The following is an 18,841-nucleotide window of genomic DNA, read 5'->3' as shown; positions in this document are numbered from 1 at the left end:
TGGTCTTGAAATCAGTCGGTCAATGCGTGTTCTGAAACGTACAGCGTGCCCTCCAGAATCTTGCGTGCCGTACGGACCAGCGCGGCCTGCACGAGCTTGAAATGGCCGTCGACTGCGCTGAGTTCGACGTCCACGTGAATGCGGCCCGCGGGGTGCAGTACCTCCACGCGGCGCGTGCCTGCCGTGGTGGCTTGGCGGGTGTCGGAGATCACCGTGCCCGGCAGTACGTGCGCGGCCGCCACGCCAATGGCGCCGGTCACCGCGTGCGAGCGGTGGCAGCGCAGGGGCGTGAAGTAGCGCGAGACGACGCTGCCCGGCGCGTCGCCGGCGGACACGATCACGGGTTTGGGCAGCACGCTGTTCGATACGTCACCCATGCCCATGCGCAGCCCGGCTTCGCGCCGCAGCGATTCGAGCCGGGCCAGCAGCTCGGCATCGGCGTCGAGCTGCGCGGGACTTTCGTCGCCGCGCAGGCCGAGGTCCTGCGCCCGCACCAGCACCATCACCTGGGCGGCGTCGATGCAGGTGACCTGCAGGCCCTGGATGGTGTCCATGCGCTGGCCGGTGGGGAAGATCTGGCCCGTGACCGCGCCCCAGGCATCGAGGAAGCTCATCAGCACCGGTGCGGCCGTGCCCTGCACGCCGTCGATGTGCACATCGCCGTCGTAGTGCACGCGACCGCCGGTGGTGCAGACCTGCACATCGATTCGGGAACGGGTGTTGACGTTGTAGACCCGCACCGTGGTGGTGTGGCCCGATGCCTGCACCAGCCCCTGCTCGATGGCGAAAGGCCCGACTCCGGCGAGCATGTTGCCGCAGTTGGGCCGCGTGTCCACGCGGGCCTCTTCCACGCTGACCTGGGCGAAAAGGTAGTCCACGTCGCAGTCGGCATGCACCGACCGCGAAACGATGGCCACCTTGCTGGTCAGCGAGTTGCCGCCGCCCAGGCCGTCGATCTGCAATTCATGGGGCGAGCCCAGGGCGGCGATCAGCGTGCGGTCACGCGCCGCGGGTTCGTGCGGCAGCCAGTCGGCCAGGAAGAACGGGCCCCGGGAGGTGCCGCCACGCATCAGTACGCAAGGAAGGTTGTAGCTCATGGGTTGGCATGGTGCGACGCTTGATCTGTTCTGTGAATTGCATTGTTGGCAATGATTGATGCACCAGGCGCAATAGGCTTCGCACCCGATTACATGGTGGAATCACATCCGTGAATTGCAATGTTGCTAACGTTTGATGCACGCCGTGCAACAGACCCCTGCCTTGAAAGCGCGCGCCATGAACAAGAAATTCGATCTCGCCGATATCCAGGCCTTTGCCGCTGTGGCCGAGCTGCAGAGCTTTCGCGCCGCGGCCGACTTCATCCATCTGTCGCAGCCGGCCTTCAGCCGCCGCATCGACAAGCTGGAAGAAGCGCTGGGCGTGCGCCTGCTCGACCGCACCACGCGCCGCGTCACGCTCACGGCCGTGGGGCGCGACTTTGCGCGCAAGACGCGCGTCTGGCTCGATGACCTGGACGGCATGCTCATGGGCCTGGGCGATGTGGCGGCGCGGCGCATGGGCGAGGTGACGATCGCCTGCGTGCCTTCGGCCGTGTATTACTTCCTGCCCCAGGTGGTCAAGCGCTACCACGAGCGCTTTCCCAAGATCCGCGTGAAAGTGCACGACGCGAGCGCCAACGAGGTGCTGGTGGCCGTGGCCCAGGGCGATGCCGACTTCGGCCTCAATTTCATCGGCAGCCAGGAGGCCGAGATCGAGTTCAAGCCGGTGCTGGCCGAGCGCTTTGTGGCGGCCTGCCGGCGCGACCATGTGCTGGCCAAGCGCAAGAAAGTCACCTGGGCCGAGCTGGGCCAGCACGATTTCATGTCGGTGGGAAAGACTTCGGGCAACCGCCTGCTCATGGACCTGGCCTTGGCCAACGTGCCCGACCGCCCCCAGTGCCTGTACGAGGCCAAGCATGTGACCACGCTGCTGGGCCTGGTCGAGGCGGGCCTGGGCGTGGCGGCCGTGCCCAGCCTGGCCATGCCGGGCAAGGACCACCCCACGCTGGTGAGCATTCCGCTGATCGAGCCCATCGTCACGCGGCAGATGGGCCTGATCAAACGCCGGGGGAAATCGCTGTCGCCCGCGGCCCAGCAACTGTATGACCTGCTGGTGGCCACGCGTTCCACGCGCATTCGCCGGCCGTCGAAACCGGCGGAGTAGGGCGTTAGCGGAGGGCGGCGCGGGCGCTGCCAGAGTTCGTGGGGGCGGTGCCGCGGCGCTTGAGCACGGCGATCAGCACATGGGCGCCCACGGCCAGGGCCAGCAAGGCCACGGCGCCCAGTCCCCAGATCGCCCAGGCCAGCACCGTGACGGCGCCGGACAGCGCGGGCACTGTTTCCAGCGCCGACTGGACCATGGGTCCCATGGCGGTGACCATGGCCTGGAACTCCCCAGCCAGTTCGGGCGGCATCCAGACGCTGAGCCAGTTCGGCACCAGCACGGCGTTCATGGCGGCGGTGCCGCTGGCCAGGGCGCCGGCGCTCGCGACCGCCCAGACGGTGACTGCGTGCATGCCCCAACAGGCCAGCGACCACAGCGCCAGAAGCGCGAACGAGAGAACCCAGCTGAGTGCGTAAAACATGAAATATCGAATTCTGAAAAATGGCAATGATCGAGTATGGCCAAATCGGGTTCTTGAAAACACCATGTTCAACCGAAGCAGGTATTCGGTTTTTACGAAAGAATGTCCATGCTGAACTTCCGCCATCTCTATTATTTCTGGATGGTCGCGAAGCAGGGCGGCTTTGCCCGTGCCGCCGATCACCTGGAGATGGCCGTGCAGACCATCAGCGCGCAGGTGCGAGATCTGGAGAAGGCCCTGGGTCACCAGTTGCTCAAGCCATCGGGGCGCGGCGTGGTGCTGACCGAGGCCGGCCAGGCCGCGTATGCGCGCGCCGAAGAGATCTTCCAGCTGGGGCAGAGCATCGCCGAGGAAGTGCGCGAAGCGGGTACTGCCCAGGTCGCGCGGCTGTCGGTGGGCTTGTCGGACGGCATTTCCAAGCTCGCGGCCCATGCCTTGCTCGAGCCGGTGCTGGCGACGCCGCAACTGCGCCTGCTGTGCCACGAGGGCGAGCTGGACGAACTGCTGTCCGAGCTCGCCTTGCACCAGCTGGATGTGGTGTTCGCGGGCCAGGCCGCGCCGCGCAATGCCAACCAGCGGCTGTCGAGCGAGCGCATCGCCCGCTCCGCGCTGCAATGGTATGGGCCGGCTTCGCTGGTCAGGAAGTCGGTGCGCGACCGCTTTCCGCAGTCGCTGCAGGACTTGCCGGTGCTGTTGCCCACCTCGCATTCGCCGCTGCGCGCCACGCTGGACAACTGGTTCCAGGATCTGGGCATACGCCCGCGCATCGTGGGCGAGTTCGAAGACAGCGCGCTGCTGGCCGTGTTCGCGGCGCGCGGCCTGGGCGTGTTCCCGGTCAGCCAGTTGGGCGCCAAGGACGTGGGGCTGGTGCGCGGCCTGCGTCTGCTGGGCGAGTGCCCCGACCTCCACGAGGAAGTGCACGCGATCTGGTCGCGCCGCGGACAGCACCACCCGCTGGTGCGCCGGATCGTGGCCGCGGCAGACAAGGGCGGCGCGGCCTAGTCGGCCCCGGGCGGCCTGCCGCCTCGTTGGAAGCAGGCTCTTTCAACCGAAACTAGAATCATTCTCTTTTGCGGGTCTCGTTGTATGGCGTTTTCATCGTGGTTTCGGGTCTGGGCTTCACTTGTCTGTGCGCTGATGTTGTCCTTGTCGGCCGCGGCACATGCCGGCGAGGCCGATGTCCGCCGGATCTGGCAATTGCTTGACTACCTCGCCGTGGATTACCCGGGCGCGGTCAAGGACGGAGCGGTCATCAACGCCTCCGAGTTCGAGGAGATGCGCGAGTTCGCCAGAACGGGCCGGACCAAGCTGGCTGCGCTCGAGCCCCATGCCGAGCAGGCCGTCCTGGTCGCCGAGGCGCAGACGCTGTCCAACGCCATCGAGGCGAAGAAGTCTCCCGCCGAGGTGGCGATTCTGGCCAAGGCACTGGCCAACCATCTGCTCGCGGCCTACCCCGTGGCGTCATCCCCGGCCAGCGCTCCGCAAGTGGCCCTGGCCGCGGCTGTCTACCAGGCGCAATGCGCGGCCTGCCATGGCGCGACAGGCCGTGGCGATGGACCTGCGGGTCTGCAGCTGGAGCCGCGCCCGGTGGCCTTCACCGACAAGGACAGGGCGCGCGAACGCAGCACGTTTGCGCTCTACCAGGCCATCTCCCAAGGCATAGAAGGCACGGCCATGCCGGGCTTCGGCACGATTTCCGAATCCGACCGCTGGGCCCTGGCTTTCTTCATCGGCCGGTTCGCCCATGACGACGCCGAAGTCAAAGCCGGCGAAAAGGTCTGGGGCGAAAACGCCGCGGTGCGCGCTCAGCTGACGAGCCTGGATGCGCTGTCGCGCACCACCCAGGCCGACCTGGCCGGCCAGGTGGGCGAAGTCCCCGCGGCGGCGACCATGGCCTATCTGCATTCGCACCCCGAGGCCGTGGTGCAGAAGCTGAGCCTGAGTTTCGACGTGGCCCGCCAGAAGCTGGCGCAAAGCGTCCAGGCCTACGAGAAGGGCGAAGCTGCGCGCGCCACGGATCTCGCGCTGTCGGCCTATCTGGATGGCGTAGAACCGATAGAGCCGACGCTGGCCACGCGCGACGCCGCGTTGATGGGCCGCATCGAGACGGCGATGAGCCGCTACCGCTCGTTGCTGACCAGCAAGGCCGCCATGCCCGAACTGCAGGCGCAGCTGACCGTCATCGACGGCCTGTTCCAGGAGGCAGATGCCTTGCTGGGATCGAGCGCCGACGCGACGGCGGCATTCCTCGGCAGCTTTACCATCCTGGTGCGCGAGGGGCTGGAAGCGCTGCTGGTGGTCGTGGCCATGCTGGCGTTCTTGCGCAAGGCCGAACGCGGCGACATGCTGCGCTATGTGCATGCCGGCTGGGCGGGCGCGCTGGCCATGGGCGCCGTAACCTGGGCCATAGCGACCTACTTTGTCAGCATCAGCGGCGCGAGCCGCGAAGTGACCGAAGGGCTTTCTTCGCTCTTTGCCGCCGTCGTGCTGCTGAGCGTAGGCATGTGGATGCACCAGAAGAGCATGGCGGGCGCATGGCAGCAGTACCTCCACGACAAGCTCTCCACGGCCTTGAGCCGCAAGTCCGCCTGGTTCATGTTCGGCCTGTCGTTCATTGCCGTCTACCGCGAAGTGTTTGAAACCATTCTGTTCTACGCCGCCTTGTGGGAGCAGGGCAATCACCACGCCGTGCTGGCCGGGCTGGTCAGCGGCGCGGTCGTGTTGGCCATCGTCGCGATGGCGCTGCTGCGCTTCAGCGCGCGACTGCCCATCGGCAAGTTCTTCAGCTGGAGCTCCGCGCTGGTCGCGCTGCTGGCGGTAGTGCTTACCGGCAAGGGCATCGCCGCCCTCCAGGAGGCGGGATGGCTGGGCGCTTCGACCTTCAGCGGGCCGCGCATAGACCTTCTGGGTATCTATCCTTCGCTGCAAAGCGTGCTCGCCCAGTTGCTGATGGTGGCGCTGGTGATCCTGGGCTTCTGGTGGAACGCGCGCGTGGCGGCGAGAAAGTCGCGCGCCTAGTCAGCGCAAGGCGCGCCGGGGATTCGCGGTGCGCCAAGGATGTGGGGATCGTGCTCCAGTTGGAGCACCGTCTTTCATCCTGAAGAACAATTCAAGACGACCGGTCATATAATAATTTCAGCATTGAAATTTTCGCTCGGCGAATGGGTCCAGAGCGTGTCGTCTTTCTTCAGGAGCTTGCGGATGTCCTTTACGTCTCTTTTTGCCCCATGTCGCCAGGCCATCGCCCATGGCGTGTCGCTGTCATGAAGACGGCGTTCTATGGCTGGCGGATCGTGATCGCCTGCATGCTGTGGGTCACGGTGAGCTGGTCGCTGGGTATTTTCGGTATGGGCGTCTACGTGTACGCCCTGACCAGCGGCCAAGGCTTTTCTATCGCCACGGTGTCCACCGCCGTGACCACGGCCTATGTCGTCAGCGCCGTGCTGATGGTGAGCGTGGGGCGTCTCATCGCACGCAGGGGGCCGCGCCCGGTCGTCGCGGCGGGTGTACTGGCGATGGCCCTGGGAGTGGCAGCCTTGCCCTACTGCCAGCAGCCTTGGCAGGTGTATGCCGCCTTTCTGATGCTGGGAGTGGGAATGACATGCCTGTCCACCAATACGGTGGGCAGCACGCTGGCACCGTGGTTCGAGCGGCTTCAGGGCCGCGCCATGTCCACCGCCATGCTGGGCGCCAGCATTGGCGGCATGATTGCCACGCCCTTGTTCATGGGCGGCATTCGCGCCTGGGGATTCCAGACGACCGCGACCATCGCCGCGGTCGCCGCCGTGGTGGTGGTGCTGCCGCTGGCCGCATGGGTGCTCAAGACACGGCCACAGGACGTCGGCCAATGGCAGGACGGCGAGGTCGGCGCGGCGCAGGGTAAGGCGTCCGCGTCGGTGCAATGGAGCGTGCGCAGCGCCATGGCGACCCGTCAATTTCGCAGCCATGTGGTCGCATTCGGCGTGGGGCTGATGGTGCAAGTGGGGTTCTTGAGCCATCACGTTTCCATTGCGATTCCTGCGCTGGGCACGCAAGGCGCAGCCACCGCAGTGGTCTCGGCCGCCGTCGCCGCCTTCCTGGGTCGTTTACTGCTGGCGCGTTATGCCGACCAGGTGGACATACGCCGGCTCGCTGGCTGGGTGTTTCTGCTGGCGGCGGCTTCACTCGTCGCCATGGCATTGATTCCGGGCCCCTGGGCCCTGATGGCGATGAGCGTCAGTTTCGGCTTGACCGTTGGCAACGTCACGACGCTGGCCCCGATGATCATCCGACGGGAGTTTGGTGCCGCGTCGTTTGGTGTCGTCTTCGGTACGGCCGCGGCACTGACACAGTTGGCCATGGCGCTGGGCCCGACGCTGTACGGGCTGCTGCGCGCCAGCTTCGGCAGCTATGGTCCCGCACTCCTGCTTTGCGGCCTGTTGAACCTGGGAGCGGCCCTCGCCATCACCTGGGGTGGCAAGCGCCCATTGCCGGCGCCGCGCGCGGCAGACCCGATGGCTGTCAGCGCATAAGCGCAAGGACTGTTGTTCGTCATTCAGGAGCCGCCCATGGAAACTCCATCAACAGGCGCCCGCCGAGGCCCCAAGCCCAAACCGCATGTGCGTGAAAACCTGCTGCGCGTAGGCGTGAAGATGCTGCACGAGGGTGGGTTCACGGGCACGGGCATCAAGGACATCGTCGATGCCGCGCAGGTGCCCAAGGGCTCCTTCTACAACTATTTCGAGAACAAGGAAGCCTTCGGCAAGGAAGCGATCGACTACTTTTTCGACAGCGGTGTCGAAAAACTGCGCGAGCGTTTATCGGACGAAAACACGCGTCCCCTGGAGCGTTTGCGCCACTATTTTGAAAGCCGTGCCCGTGGCTTTCGGGCCGGGGGCTATGCCAAAGGCTGCCTGCTGGGCAATTTCAGTCTGGAAGTGGCCGATCACAGCACTTTGATGCGTGAGCGGCTTTGCGCGCATTTCCGGACTTGGAGCGGACTCTTCGAAGCCTGTATCGAAGAGGCGCAGAAAACAGGCGCCATCCGCAACCCCCTGCCGCCAGCGGTACTGGCGCCATTTCTCCTGAACAGCTGGGAAGGCGCGCTGCTGCGCATGCGGGCGGAGAAATGCGATGCGCCGCTGAATCAGTTCATCGAAGTCGTTTTTGAATCACTTCTGGTGTGAACTATTCTTGAAGGAAACCATGATGCAAAGAGCGCAGGCGCGATGGGTGAAGGTGGTCTTTACGCTGACATCGGCACTGTCCGAATGACGCAACCAGCTTTCGGCGCCGTGCACAAACCGCTCGCATGAGGTGAGCGCTTGAAGGCGTCCTGTCGAGCGTTTGGGTTGCGGTTGGTGTAGCCGCAGAGGTTTCAACCAGCGCCTGCATTTGTGCGCTGGGCTTTAGGGGCCCCTGTTGGTTTGCTAGAAACGCCCCTTATCGTCAGAAGCAGCCTGATTCCCGTTTAGAAGTGCCCGGATATGGGGGCGGCGCCAGCAATGCTATCTGCCTTCGCCTCTACTGCTTCAATCCACAGGCAGCTCGCGCCAATGACGTGATGGAGCTCCAATCGCTGCGCGCCAAGGCATCACCTGTGACCAGCCACGATCCGCCCACACATGCGACATTCGGCAGTGCCAAGAACTCATGGGCGTTACCAGAATGAATGCCGCCCGTTGGGCAAAAGATCACATCGCCGAAGGGGCCTTGCCAAGCCTTGAGCATGGCCAGTCCACCCGCTTGCACTGCGGGGAAGAATTTCAGCGCCTTGAAGCCTTCGTCCTGCGCCATCATGATTTCGCTGCCGGTGGCGACGCCAGGCAAGAGCGGCAGGTCCAGGTCTCGGCATTGGCGGCCAAGGGCCGGCGTGAATCCTGGACTGACCGCAAAGCGTGCGCCGGCTTGACTGGCTGCGATGGCGTCGGCTGCGCTTCGGACTGTGCCGGCACCCACCAACGCGTCAGGCACTTCCTTGGCGATGGCTTCTATGCATGCCAGCGCCTGGGGTGTGCGCAAAGTCACCTCCAGCATTCGGATCCCGCCAGCGATCAGGGCGCGCGCCAATGGGACGGCATGCCGCACATCGTGCAACACGATCACTGGAATCACGGGGGCGTCGCGCATGACGTCTTCGGCGCTGAGCCGCTGGGTAGAAGGGTTCATCATCGGTCAGGAATGCAGAGCAGGGTGGAGTTGCGCACGGGTCGGCAGACCGTCGGAGTCGCCGGGAAATCCCACGACCCGGGCGCCGATGGCATTGCCGCGGGCCGCGGCGGCCGGAAGGTCCAGACCTTCGAGCAGGGCGCTGACCACACCGACGGCAAAGCCGTCGCCGGCACCCACGGTGTCGACGACGCGTTCCACGGCGATGCCCTGCGCGAAGCCGCTGGCACCGTCCTTGTGCTTGTAGAACGCGCCCTCGGGACCGAGCTTCACAGCCACCTGGCGCGCGCCGCGCTCCAGGTAGAAGTCGGCAATGGCTTCGGGCGTGGTGTGACCGGTGAGCTGCGTGCCTTCGGACAGGCCGGGCAAGACGGTGTCGGCCAGCGCCGCCAGGGCATTGATCGTTTCCGCCATGACTTCTGGACTCGGCCACAGGCGGGGCCGCAGATTGGGGTCGAAAGAGATGGTGGCCCCGGCCGCACGTGCCTGCCTGGCCAGATGGAAAACCAGCTCCAGCGCGCGGGGCGACAGTGCGGGCGTGATACCGGTCAGGTGCAGGTGGCGGGCGGGAAAGACGCCTGCGGGTGCGTCGGCCGGGCCCAGGCCGCTGGCCGCCGAGCCCTTGCGGAAGTACTCGATTTGCGGGTCGCTGCCGTCGGCCGCCCGGGTCTTGAGCATGAAGCCGGTGGGGCGGCTGGCGTCGACTTGCACAAAGCTGCGGTCTATGCCCTCGCGGGCCAATTCGTTTGCCAGGAAGCGGCCGAAGGAGTCATCTCCCAGGCGGGTGATGTAGCCGGTACGCAGGCCCAGGCGGGCGAGACCGGTCGCCACGTTCAGCTCGGCGCCGGCCGCCGCGCGGCGAAAGTCATGCACTGCGTGCAACTCACCGGGTTCGGCGGCCATGAACAGCGCCATGGGCTCGCCCACGGTGAGTACGTCGAAGAGTGTGTCGTTCGGACTGGCCATTACATTACCGCTCCAAGTTGCCAGGGTAGAAATTCGTTGTCGCCCAGACCGTTTTCCTCACTCTTGCTGGCCTGGCCCGAGGCCGTGGCGATCATCAGGCGCAGCAGCGCTGCGCCGGCTTCCTCGATGGTCTGACGGCCTTCGACGATGCCGCCGCAGTCGAAGTCCATGTCCAGTCGCATGCGCTCGAACATGGGCGTGTTGGTGGCCAGCTTGAGCGAGGGTGTTGGCTTGCAGCCGTAGGTGGAGCCGCGGCCGGTGGTGAAGCAAATGAGGTTGGCGCCGCCCGCCACCTGGCCGGTGGCCGACACCGGGTCGTAGCCCGGGGTGTCCATGAACACCAGCCCGTGCGCACGCACCGGCTCGGCGTACTCCAGCACCTCCATCAGACCGCTGCTGCCGGCCTTGGCGACCGCGCCCAGGGACTTTTCCAGGATGGTGGTGATGCCGCCGGCCTTGTTGCCGGGCGAGGGGTTGTTGTTGAGATCGCCGCCGTGCAGGGCCGCGTAGTCTTCCCACCACGACAGACGCCGCAGCAGCTTGTCGGCGACGGCGGGCGTGGCGGCGCGGTGGGTCAGCAGGTGTTCGGCACCGTAGATCTCGGGGGTCTCGGACAGGATGGCGGTGCCGCCGTGACTGACCAGCAGGTCCACCGCAGCGCCCAATGCCGGGTTGGCTGTGATGCCCGAATAGCCGTCCGAGCCGCCGCATTGCAGGCCCACGGCCAGATGGCGAAGGGGCACCGTTTGACGCCGGGCCTGGTTGGCCTGCTGCAGCATTTCGACTATCAGCTGCTTGCCCTGGGCGATGGTCTCGCGGGTGCCGCCCTCGTCCTGGATGGTGAGGGTGGCGAACATGCCGGGCGCACGCGCCTGCAGCGTCTCGACCAGCGGGGCGATCTGATTGACCTCGCAGCCCAGGCCGATCACCAGCACGCCGGCGAAGTTGGGATGGTTGGCATAGCCGCGCAGGGTGCGCTGCAGCAGCTCCAGCCCTTCGCCATTGCCACCCATGCCGCAGCCGCTGCCATGGGTGATGGCGACCACGCCGTCGACATGGGGGAAGGCGGCCAGGGCTTCGCCCTTGAACGCGTCGGCGATGTGTCGGCAGACCGTGGCCGAGCAGTTGACGCTGGAAATCACGCCCAGGTAGTTGCGCGTGGCCACCCGACCGTCGGCGCGCACATAGCCCTCGAAGGTGAGTGGTGTGACAGCCGGCTCGGTGGGCCGGTAGCCGGCGCCGGCGGCATGCGCGTGGCTGGACTCGGCCATGCCCACGTTATGCACGTGCACATGCTGGCCGGCGGCGATGTCGGCGGTGGCAACGCCTATGCCCTGGCCGTACTTCAGCACGGGCTCACCCCGGGGGATGGGCACCAGGGCCAGCTTGTGGCCGGAGGCAATGGGCTCGGACACGGTCACGGCGCGGCCGTTCACCAGCACGGTGCTGCCGGGCGCGAGCGCCTGGCGTGCCACGGCCACGTTGTCGGCAGCCGCCAACTGAATGGCCTGGGGCGGGGAGGTTTCTTCGGGCTTCATCGTCGGGGCTGGAGGTGGGCGAATCGGGTCAGAGAGGAGAGGCCAGCGCCGCCTTCAGGCCGGGCTGGGAAAGCTGCGGGGCGCGTTCGGCGGCCAAGGCCACGATGGGGCCCAGGCGGCGCTGCTTCTTTTGCGCATGGTTTTGCGCGATGTCGGCGATGCGGTGGTCCAGGAAGGGGTTGGCGAAGCGCTCGCGCACATCCACCAAGTAGTCCTCGGCCTGCTGGCGCGCGGCGGCGCCCAGGGTGTCGAACACCGGCAGGATCTCGTGCGCCCACAGCGCTTCCAGGCCGCCACGCAGGGCGTCGTCGGCCATGGCCTCGCGCACTGTCAAACCGGCAGGCAGGCCTTGGCTTAGCCAGCGTTCGGCCAGCCAGGTGTGGCCGGCGTTCAGCAGGAACAGCTTGAGGCGCTCGTGAAAAGCCAGGTTGTCGGTCAGCAGGATGGCGGGGTGGGTGCAGGGCAGCACCAGCCGCGCCTGCCGCTCCACCACCCACGCCGCGTAGGGCTCGGCCACCGCGCCCACGGGCTCGATCGCCTCGGACACGATGCGGTCGACCAGCGAGTTGGCCCACACGCAGTGCTGCGACAGCCAGTCAATGAATTCCTGGGGCATCTGCCAATCGCGCGCCAGGCCGGCGACCACGTCGCGCAGTACCTCGCCGTTGCGTTCGATCAGCTCGCAGGGCAGCAGGGTCAGCGGCGCTTGCGGCGCCGACTGCCAGCGGCCGTGCAGCAGCACCAGCAGCTTGGCCGGGAAGCTGTGCGGCGCGCCGCTGTCGGCGGCCAGCGAAGACGGGCCGTCGCGTTCGTCGAGCAGATAGCCCTTGTCGGCCGTGTTGGAGACGATGACTTGCACCTCGCCCTCCACCGCGGCCCGCAGCGCGGGCCATTGGGAGCTGGCCTGCCAGGCTTCGCGTACGGCGGTGCACATGACGCTGCGGTCTATGCGTTCGCCGCCCGCCAGGCCGCGGATGCGCACCGGGTAGCCGCCGCCCGCGGCCAGCGCGGCGATGCGCGCTGCGCCGTCGGCACGGTCCGTGGTCTGCACCACCGTGATGCCGCCCAGCGCATCGCCCGCACCGGCGACGCCGGCCAGGGCCTCGTGCACGAACAGGTCCACATGGGCCTGCAGAAAGCGGCTGGTGCCGAATTGGAGGATCGCCTGGGCCATGCTGTTCAGACCTCGACGATGGCTTTGACCACGCCGCGCGCCGGGTCGAGCAGTTGCGCGAAGTCGGTCGGCACGTCGGCCAGCGCCATGCGGTGGGTGTTGAGCGCGGCGGTGGGCACCAGGCCGTCGCGCATGGCGGCGATCACGGTCTCGAAATCCTCGGTGGTGGCGTTGCGGCTGCCTACCAGGGTGGTCTCGCGCTTGTGGAATTCGGGGTCGGAGAAGCTGATGGTGTCGCGCACCACCGAGATCAGCACGTAGGTGCCGCCGTGGGCGACGAAGCTGAAGCCGCGCTCTATGGCCTTGGCGTTGCCGGTGGCGTCGAACACCACGTCGAAGAATTCACCGTCGGTCACGGCGGACAGCTTTTCGCTGTCGCCTTCGCCCAGGGTGACGGCGTGGGTCACGCCCAGCTCGCGTTGACAGAAGTCGACGCGGTCCTGGCGGCCATCAATGGCCGTGACGATGCCGCCCCGGGCGCGGGCGAAGATCATCGCGGCCATGCCGATGGGGCCGGCGCCGACCACCAGCACGCGCTGGCCGGGCTTGACGTCGCCGCGCCGCACACCATGTGCGCCAATGGCCAGGAACTCGACCATGGCGGCCTGGTCCAGCGACACGCCCTCGGCGCGGTGCACGAAGGCTTCGGGCAGGGAAAGGTACTCGGTGAAGGCCCCGTCGCGGTGTACACCCAGTACCTGGATGTTGACGCAGCAATTGGTCTTGCCCTGCCGGCAGGCCACACAGGTGCCGCAGGACAGGTAGGGCATGACGTAGCAGACATCGCCCACCTGCAGTCGGCCGCCCGGCACCGCCTCCTCGATCACGCCCGACAGTTCGTGGCCCATCACGCGCGGGTACTGCAGAAAGGGCTGGTTGCCGGTGAAGATGTGCAGGTCGGTGCCGCACACTCCCACGCGCTTGACGCGCAGCAGCACTTCGCCTTCGCCGCGAATGGGGCGCTCACGTTGCTCGGCGCGCAGGGTGCCGGGGGTTTCACAGATGACGGTCAGCATGATGGTTCCAGGGGGCTTTGGGGGTTGTGCCGGCGAGCCGGCGGGGAGGCGCAGGCTCGCTTCAGGAGCCGTGGTATTTCTTGTAGATGGCGACCAGCTTGCCGTTGGCCGTGTTCTTGGTGACCCAGTCGTTGATCCAGGCCTTGAGCTCAGGCTCGTTCTTGCGCAGGCCTATGCCCAGGGGCACGGTGGACATGGTGAATTTGGTGACCATGTCCTTCTGCGGCGACTTCAGCATCACGGTGCTGACGATGGCCGGCGAGGTGGCGATGATGTTGGCCTGGCCGCTCACGGCGGCGGTGACCAGGGTGGCGTCGTCGTCGAAGCGCACGATCTGTGCATCCTTGGCGCCGGTCGTCACCACCTTGTCGTTGTTCGAGCCGCGGGTGGTGGCCACACGCTTGCCCTTGAGGTCGTCAAAGCCGTTGAGGGTCACGCCCTTGGGGCCCGCCACCACGGCCAGGATCTGGGCGTAGGGGGTGGAGAAGTCGATCACTTTCTCGCGCTCGGGCGTCACCGACAGCGAAGCCACCACGATGTCGGCCTTGCCGGTCTGCAGGAAGGGGATGCGGTTGGGGCTGGTGGTCTGCACGATTTCCAGCGCGACGCCCAGGTCCTGGGCCAGCATCTGGGCGGTCTCCACGTCGGAGCCGACGGGCTTCATCGCTTCGTTGACGAAGCCGTAGGGCGGCGATCCCGTGTCCAGCGCGATGCGGATTTTCTTGGCCTCGCGAATGTCCTTGAGCAGGTCGGCGCGGGCAGCGCCCGTGCCCAGCAGCATGACGGCAGCGGCGGCCACGGTGGCGAAGCGAAGAGTCGTCTTTTTCATAGTTGTCTCCTGTGTGGTGGAACGGGGGCGGGGAAATCAGAGGCCGTTGCCGACGAAGTCGCGCAGCTCGGTGGTGGCCGGGTTGTCGAGGATGGAGGCCGGTCCTTGCTCCCAGACGCGGCCCTTGTGCATGAAGATCACCTCGTCGGCGACCTTGCGGGCAAAGGCCATCTCGTGGGTGACCAGAATCATGGTCATGCCGTCGGCGGCCAGTTTCTCCATCACCCGCAGCACCTCGCCGGTGAGCTGGGGATCGAGGGCGGAAGTGACCTCGTCGAACAGCATCAGCTGCGGCTGCATCGCCAGCGAGCGGGCAATGGCCACGCGCTGCTGCTGGCCGCCCGAGAGCTGCGAGGGATAGTTGTTGGCCTTTTCGGCCAGGCCCACCTGGGTCAGCACCTGCAGGGCGCGCTCGCGTGCCTGCGCCTTCTTGGTTTTCTGCACCAGCCGCGGCGCCAGCATGATGTTTTCCTCCACCGTGAGATGGGGGAACAGGTTGTAGCTCTGGAACACGATGCCCACGTCGCGGCGCAACTGGTGCAGGTCCAGGCCGGGGGCGGTCACCTCATGACCGCAGACGCGGATCTGGCCCTGGTCCACGGTTTCCAGCCGGTCGATGCAGCGCAGCGCGGTGCTCTTGCCCGAGCCGCTCTGGCCGATGATGGCCACCACCGAGCCCTTTTTCACGGTGAAGGAAACGTCCTCCAGCACACGGGTGCTGCCGAAGCACTTGGAGATGTTTTTGATCTCAACGATTTGCGACATGGAAGCTCCTCTCCAGGCGGCGGCTCAGCACCGACAGCGGATAACACAAGGCGAAGTACAGGGCCGCGACGATCATGAAGATGACGAAGGGCTCGAAGGTGGAGTTGTTGATGATCTGGCCCGCGCGGGCCAGCTCCACGAAACCGATGGCCGAGACCAGCGAAGTGTTCTTCACGATCTGCACCATGAAGCCCACGGTGGGCGGCGTGGCGATCTTGATGGCCTGCGGCAGCAGGACATGCAGCACCCGCTGGTGCCAGCGCAGGGCCAGGCATTCGGCGGCTTCGGCCTGGGTGCGCGGCACGGAGGCCAGGCAGCCGCGCCAGATCTCGCCCAGGTAGGCCGACACGTAGACCGACAGCGCGAGACTGGCGGCCGCCAGCGGGGCGATGTTCAAGCCCAGCGAAGGCAGACCGAAATACACCAGCGGCAGCAGGACCAGCAGCGGTGTGCCCTGGATCAGCTTGACGTAGAGCGAGACGAGAAGGCGCGACCAGCGCGGTCCGTAGGAGGCGCCCAGCGCCACTAGAAAGCCCAGGGCGCCGCCGCCGGCAAAGGCGATCAGCGACAGGCCGACGGTCCACAGCAGGCCGTCGAACAGAAATTGCATGTGTGCGGCGTTCAGGAAACCCATGGCGCTGCTCCGTTCAAAGGGGTGTGCCGAGGCGGCGCAGGCGGGGGAAGGCCACCATCGCCACCAGCCAGAACACGGCGCGCATGACCAGCGACATCAGCAAATAGGCCGCGGCCACCAGCACATAGGTCTCCACCGAGCGGAAGGTGTCGGACTGCACGCGGTTCGCCACCGCCGTCAGCTCTTCGGCCGAAATCTGCGAGCAGACGGAAGAGGCCAGCATCAGCAGCACGTACTGGCTGGTGAGCGCCGGGAACACGCGCTCGATGGCCGGCGGCAGCACCACGTGGCGCAGCGTCTGCCAGCGGCTCAGGCCCAGGGTGTCGGCAGCTTCCAGCTGGGCCTTGGGGATGGACTCCACCCCGGCCCGCACGATCTCGCTGGTGTAGGCGCCCACATTGACCACCAGCGCCACCGTAGCCGCGGTGAAGGCGTCCACCTGCAGGCCCAGCGAAGACAGCCCGAAATACACGATGAAGACCTGCACCAGCAGCGGCGTGTTGCGGATCACCTCGATGTAGACGGTGGCCACCCGCGCCAGCCACAGGCTGCGTCCGGTGCTGGCCAGCGCGCAAAACACGCCCAGCAGGAAACCGAAGAAGGTGGAGGCAAGGGACAGGGCCAGTGTGGTCCACGCGCCGGCCAGCAGGTCAGGCCAATAGGCCAGCGGGGCGCTGAAGTCGAAGTCGTATTTCAAGATGGGGGATCCGTGCTCGGCCGCAACCGCTTGTCTGTTATTGGAATTTGGTAAGGCCAATTTAACGCATGAGAGAATTTGGCCTTACCGTATTTACCCTGAGCGCCCGCCAACTGGTAAGGCCGATACTCAGTTCGGCGCCTGTCGCCTGCTTCCCCCTGAACCTGTACTCACTCTTCATTGCCGAATGGACGAATCCTTCAAGCCGACCGACGCCTCACGGCGCCTCTACCAGTTGATTGCCGACAAGGTGCGCCTGCTGATACAGCAGGGTGACTTCAAGGAAGGGCAGCGCCTGCCGCCAGAGCGCGAGCTGGCGCAACAACTTGGCGTATCGCGGCCTTCGTTGCGCGAGGCGCTCATCGCGCTGGAGATCGAGGGCCAGGTGGAGATCCGCATGGGGTCGGGGGTATACGTGTGTCAGCGTGGCACGTGGCGCAACCGGCTGCCAGCCTTCATGGGCGAGAGTCCTGTCGAGGTGATGCATGCGCGCGCAGCCTTCGAGGGGGCGGTGATCGTGCAAGCCTGCGTACATGCCACGCCGCAGGGCTTGGCGCGGGTGCAGGACAGCGTGGAGAGCATGCGCGCCGACATCGCCGCCGGCCGCGACGTGCTGGATCACGACCGGGAATTCCATGTGCGCATCGCCGAGATGACGGGCAATTCGGTGATGGTCGGCCTGGTCGGAACCTTGTTCGATATGCGCCGCGAACCACTGGCAAACCACATGCGGACCCTCCTCGAGGGCGAGCCGGTGTGGAATGCTGCCTTGAGCGAGCATGAGCAGATCCTGCGCTGCTTGCAGTCGCGCGACCCTCTTGCGGCGGAAGCGGCCATACGTTCCCACATTCGCGCAGCGGCGGAGCGCTGGGTCACGCCCTGAAAGAGTTTGGCCTGACCGCGTGAGGCTGTGAGGGGCGGTTTTGTCAGGCCAGTTTTCTCTGAGATCGAATTGGCCTGACCATGTTCGTCGTCTGGTCAGGCCGCCCCGTGATTCGTGAACTCCCTGGCTGCTGGCGCTGAGCCGCTGACCTGGGTGAGCACTTGGAGGACGGTTGACGCGGCCTTTTTACGCTGCACCGCGTACCAGCGTTGCTCGTACTGCATCGGACGCAGATAGCCCAGCCCCGCTCGCGATGCGCTTCGCAGGCTTGTCTACCTGGTCAGGGGCAATCCGCTGCGGTAAATAGACCCGTTTCCATGGGTCTTCACTCTGAGCGGTCCTCGTGCTGCCCGGCGCTGGATCAACTCGGCCTTGTACAGCCGGTTGAAAGCCACGTCTATGACACATGGGCTGCGGGTTGCTCCTGTTCAGGCACAGGGATCGCGCAGGACATGGGATTTTCCAGAAAGAAGCGCAGCATTTGTGCGGTCGCGTCGACACCGGCGGGATTCGTATAGCTCGCGTCCGGATGACCGCCCGACCATGCATGCCCTGCGCCGTGCAACTGCCAAAACTCGGCCAAGGTGCGGCCGGCGCTGTCCTGGTAGATGGTCTGGCTGTAGCCTTGTCCCTGCGCGGACTGCCCTTCCACCCATCGCGCCTCCGCGCTCTGTGCCCCCCGGGCCGCCAATGCCGCGGTGATGACGGCAATGCCGTTGTTGATGTGGACCGTGTTGTCGGCATCGCCATGGAAGACGATGGTTGGCGGGAAGGGGCCTGCGGCAGGCGTTGCCGCCGGAAGCAGGCACCCCATGCGCATGACCGTCAGCGCCGAGACCCAATCCGTGGCACAGCCTTTGGGCAGCCCGGAATGCACGCCGATGGCTGCGAACACCTCCGGATAGCCGATCCCGAGAATGTTCGCCATCGCACCGCCAGCGGACAGGCCGGCAACGAAGATGCGTGACATATCCACCTGGTGGCTCGCTGCTATCGACAGCGTGAGCGCCACCAACACGGCGGGCTCCCCGCGGCCCCGCTGCTGGTGCAGCGGATTGAACCAGTTCCAGCATTTCTGGAGGTTGCCGCGCCGGCTTTGCTCGGGGTACAGGGCCACGACGCCTGACGCCCGCGCCTGGGCGTTCATTCGAGTCCCCGCCGCAAAATCCGCCGCATCCTGGCGGCACCCGTGCAGCATCACGACCATCGGTCGCAGCGCTTCACTGGTCTTCTTCGGCGGAAGATAAAGCTTGTAGGCAAGCGTGCGGCCCCGGTGCGTGAACTTTCCATCGATCCATTGTTCCGCGTGGCGGGCAGGCGCAGTGGCGCTGTTGCGCGGCAGGCCCTTGGCCAACGCGGCCCCGCTCGGAGCAAGCCTGGAGGGGGGATTCGGCGGGCCCGCTGGCGCATCCGTGGGTTGGCGCAGCTTGGGAGCCCGGGATTTGGCGGGTTTTTTCGCCTGTCGCTGGATCTTACGGACCCATTTTCCGGCCTGCACCCACGCTTGTCGAAGCAGATATTTCACGCATTCTTTCGTTGGATTTCCGAGGCCAGTACCCGGTCAAGAGC

At 66.1% G+C, this 18,841-nt stretch carries 18 protein-coding genes; 6 read left to right on the top strand and 12 right to left on the bottom strand.

Going from position 1 to position 18,841, the window contains the following annotated elements:
* Nucleotides 1-11: 11 nt before the first annotated feature.
* Nucleotides 12-1,097, bottom strand: a complete 1,086-nt coding sequence (locus N0K08_RS16030; protein ID WP_261501392.1) for a 4-oxalomesaconate tautomerase — start codon at nucleotides 1,095-1,097, stop codon at nucleotides 12-14.
* 178 nt (nucleotides 1,098-1,275) lie between these two features.
* On the opposite strand from N0K08_RS16030, the gene N0K08_RS16025 reads away from it, so the two are divergent.
* Nucleotides 1,276-2,202, top strand: a complete 927-nt coding sequence (locus N0K08_RS16025) for a LysR family transcriptional regulator (protein WP_261501544.1) — start codon at nucleotides 1,276-1,278, stop codon at nucleotides 2,200-2,202.
* A gap of 4 nt (nucleotides 2,203-2,206) precedes the next feature.
* Here the strand turns inward: N0K08_RS16025 and N0K08_RS16020 are convergent, their stop codons facing one another.
* Nucleotides 2,207-2,623: a hypothetical protein gene (locus N0K08_RS16020; protein ID WP_261501391.1), complete on the bottom strand. Its 417-nt coding sequence runs from the start codon at nucleotides 2,621-2,623 to the stop codon at nucleotides 2,207-2,209.
* A gap of 108 nt (nucleotides 2,624-2,731) precedes the next feature.
* Between N0K08_RS16020 and N0K08_RS16015 the strand changes: the two genes are divergently transcribed.
* The 4 genes from N0K08_RS16015 (at nucleotide 2,732) to N0K08_RS16000 (ending at nucleotide 7,788) form a co-directional block, all read left to right on the top strand.
* Nucleotides 2,732-3,625, top strand: a complete 894-nt coding sequence (locus N0K08_RS16015) for a LysR substrate-binding domain-containing protein (protein ID WP_261501390.1) — start codon at nucleotides 2,732-2,734, stop codon at nucleotides 3,623-3,625.
* 135 nt (nucleotides 3,626-3,760) lie between these two features.
* The gene (locus tag N0K08_RS16010; RefSeq protein WP_261501389.1) at nucleotides 3,761-5,641 is read left to right on the top strand and encodes a cytochrome c/FTR1 family iron permease; all 1,881 of its coding nucleotides are present in this window, start codon (nucleotides 3,761-3,763) and stop codon (nucleotides 5,639-5,641) included.
* A gap of 245 nt (nucleotides 5,642-5,886) precedes the next feature.
* A complete protein-coding gene (locus N0K08_RS16005) occupies nucleotides 5,887-7,134 on the top strand; it encodes an MFS transporter (protein ID WP_261501388.1) in 1,248 nt (415 codons plus the stop codon).
* A gap of 87 nt (nucleotides 7,135-7,221) precedes the next feature.
* Nucleotides 7,222-7,788, top strand: a complete 567-nt coding sequence (locus N0K08_RS16000; RefSeq protein WP_261501387.1) for a TetR/AcrR family transcriptional regulator — start codon at nucleotides 7,222-7,224, stop codon at nucleotides 7,786-7,788.
* A 337-nt stretch (nucleotides 7,789-8,125) separates the two neighbouring features.
* Here N0K08_RS16000 and eda read toward each other — a convergent pair whose 3' ends face one another.
* The 9 genes from eda to N0K08_RS15955 all read right to left on the bottom strand — a co-directional run bounded on the left by eda (nucleotide 8,126) and on the right by N0K08_RS15955 (nucleotide 16,389).
* Complete coding sequence (gene eda / locus N0K08_RS15995; protein WP_261501386.1) at nucleotides 8,126-8,770, bottom strand: bifunctional 4-hydroxy-2-oxoglutarate aldolase/2-dehydro-3-deoxy-phosphogluconate aldolase; 645 nt, start codon at nucleotides 8,768-8,770, stop codon at nucleotides 8,126-8,128.
* A gap of 6 nt (nucleotides 8,771-8,776) precedes the next feature.
* Nucleotides 8,777-9,736 (bottom strand): sugar kinase, encoded by a 960-nt coding sequence (locus N0K08_RS15990; protein WP_261501385.1) that lies wholly within the window; start codon nucleotides 9,734-9,736, stop codon nucleotides 8,777-8,779.
* Nucleotides 9,736-11,274: a UxaA family hydrolase gene (locus N0K08_RS15985; protein WP_261501384.1), complete on the bottom strand. Its 1,539-nt coding sequence runs from the start codon at nucleotides 11,272-11,274 to the stop codon at nucleotides 9,736-9,738. Before N0K08_RS15985 ends, N0K08_RS15990 begins: the two co-directional genes overlap by 1 nt.
* Nucleotides 11,275-11,302: 28 nt before the next feature.
* Entirely contained in the window at nucleotides 11,303-12,448 is a 1,146-nt protein-coding gene (locus tag N0K08_RS15980; protein ID WP_261501383.1) for a mannitol dehydrogenase family protein, read from the bottom strand.
* Nucleotides 12,449-12,453: 5 nt separating this feature from the next.
* Nucleotides 12,454-13,464: a zinc-binding alcohol dehydrogenase family protein gene (locus N0K08_RS15975; RefSeq protein WP_261501382.1), complete on the bottom strand. Its 1,011-nt coding sequence runs from the start codon at nucleotides 13,462-13,464 to the stop codon at nucleotides 12,454-12,456.
* Nucleotides 13,465-13,525: 61 nt separating this feature from the next.
* On the bottom strand, nucleotides 13,526-14,293 hold the full coding sequence (locus N0K08_RS15970; protein WP_261501381.1) for a transporter substrate-binding domain-containing protein: 768 nt from the start codon (nucleotides 14,291-14,293) through the stop codon (nucleotides 13,526-13,528).
* 36 nt (nucleotides 14,294-14,329) lie between these two features.
* A complete protein-coding gene (locus N0K08_RS15965) occupies nucleotides 14,330-15,058 on the bottom strand; it encodes an amino acid ABC transporter ATP-binding protein (RefSeq protein ID WP_261501380.1) in 729 nt (242 codons plus the stop codon).
* Nucleotides 15,042-15,692, bottom strand: coding sequence for an amino acid ABC transporter permease (locus tag N0K08_RS15960; protein ID WP_261501379.1), 651 nt, complete (start codon nucleotides 15,690-15,692; stop codon nucleotides 15,042-15,044). Before N0K08_RS15960 ends, N0K08_RS15965 begins: the two co-directional genes overlap by 17 nt.
* A 13-nt stretch (nucleotides 15,693-15,705) precedes the next feature.
* A complete protein-coding gene (locus N0K08_RS15955) occupies nucleotides 15,706-16,389 on the bottom strand; it encodes an amino acid ABC transporter permease (protein WP_261501378.1) in 684 nt (227 codons plus the stop codon).
* A 187-nt stretch (nucleotides 16,390-16,576) separates the two neighbouring features.
* On the opposite strand from N0K08_RS15955, the gene N0K08_RS15950 reads away from it, so the two are divergent.
* Nucleotides 16,577-17,272 (top strand): FadR/GntR family transcriptional regulator, encoded by a 696-nt coding sequence (locus N0K08_RS15950; RefSeq protein WP_261501377.1) that lies wholly within the window; start codon nucleotides 16,577-16,579, stop codon nucleotides 17,270-17,272.
* Between the two features lie 397 nt (nucleotides 17,273-17,669).
* On the opposite strand, the gene N0K08_RS15945 is transcribed toward N0K08_RS15950, so the two are convergent.
* Nucleotides 17,670-18,797 carry an extracellular catalytic domain type 1 short-chain-length polyhydroxyalkanoate depolymerase gene (locus N0K08_RS15945; protein ID WP_261501376.1) on the bottom strand — a complete coding sequence of 376 codons (1,128 nt, stop codon included), beginning with the start codon at nucleotides 18,795-18,797 and terminating at the stop codon, nucleotides 17,670-17,672.
* Nucleotides 18,798-18,841: the final 44 nt, after the last annotated feature.

Origin of the sequence: Acidovorax bellezanensis (genome assembly GCF_025421555.1) — a bacterium.
Lineage (GTDB): Bacteria > Pseudomonadota > Gammaproteobacteria > Burkholderiales > Burkholderiaceae_C > Comamonas > Comamonas bellezanensis.
The sequence above is the reverse complement of the archived record's forward strand: the minus strand, read 5'-3'. Positions and strand labels throughout refer to the sequence as shown.